The 1,087-nt window shown below is 46.6% G+C and carries 1 pseudogene; it reads left to right on the plus strand.

The annotated features are described in order from the left end of the window. Positions 1–443: pseudogene (locus F6K38_RS42855) on the plus strand (hypothetical protein); the annotation flags it as partial. Positions 444–1,087: the final 644 nt, after the last annotated feature.

Here is a 1,087-nt window from a genome sequence, read left to right on the forward strand (position 1 = left end):
CAGTTACTGATATTCAAGCCTTATTGGATGAAGTACTCAAGCCCAAAATCCAACCGAAGCAAGCTCTCCCAGAAGCGGAGAAAAAACGCTCAGAAGCCTATCAAGCCATCCAACGGAAATGCCAAGAACAAGAAGAACTGCTGGAAACCTTGCAGCAACAGCTGGCAGAGTTACGACCATTGGCTAGCTTTGGAGAATCACAGTTTAGCAAATGGCAGTCTTACAGTTCTTCGACCAATGGTGGTAGTGGTTTCACCACCATCGCACCCCCAATCCCAATGGCAGCAGCGACTTTAGAGCCAGACAGTTATGAAGCTCTCCAACAAAAGTCGGAAAAACAGGCCCAGGAAATTGCCACGTTACAAGAAAAGGTTGCTGATCAGCGGCGTTTAGCTATGATTGCAGAAGCGCGGTTGAATAAGTGGCGTCCTCGTAGTTATTAGAGTAGTTAATAGAGCTGCGATTACCTCTATGGCCAGTTGCCATAGAAATGTGTGGGTTGTTGACGGTTGACTGTTGAGAGTTGAATGACAGCGGTCAACCGTCAACAACTACCTGGAAAATACAAGCTTTTAACTAAAGCTTTCAACGTAAGCATTCAGCTATCAGCATTCAGCTATCAGCCTATGCGCTACGCGCACGCTTTGCGAAGAGCTTTTGCATAAAAGAGGTAAGCATTCGAATAATGCTGAGTGAAGTCCCAGCGTCGTTCGCACAGCGTGGCCATTCGCGTAGCGTGGCCGAAAGGCCAAGGCCAAAGCCTGTGCCACAAAGCTGATAGGCTTTTCCCCAGACTTTCAATTTTATTCTAAGAGGATATCTCCCAAGTTTTTTTATACTGAATTTTGCCCCCCTAGCCCCCCAAATTTGGGGGGAAAAAGAGTCAATTTGTTTCTAAAAGTCCCCCAAAGGGGGACCAACGGGGGCTTTGATGTAGCAAATGAGACTTCTCAGACAACCTCTAAGCTGACCGCTGACCGCTGACCGCACCTCAAGTAGCGTGCGCGTAGCGCATATGCTTACCTTTCAACTAAAGCTTTGAACGAGGTACTTTTAACAGTAAAATATATAGACTTTAAATAGCCGA

Origin of the sequence: Moorena sp. SIO3B2, from assembly GCF_010692525.1 — a bacterium.
In the GTDB taxonomy this organism is placed as follows: Bacteria; Cyanobacteriota; Cyanobacteriia; order Cyanobacteriales; family Coleofasciculaceae; genus Moorena; species Moorena producens.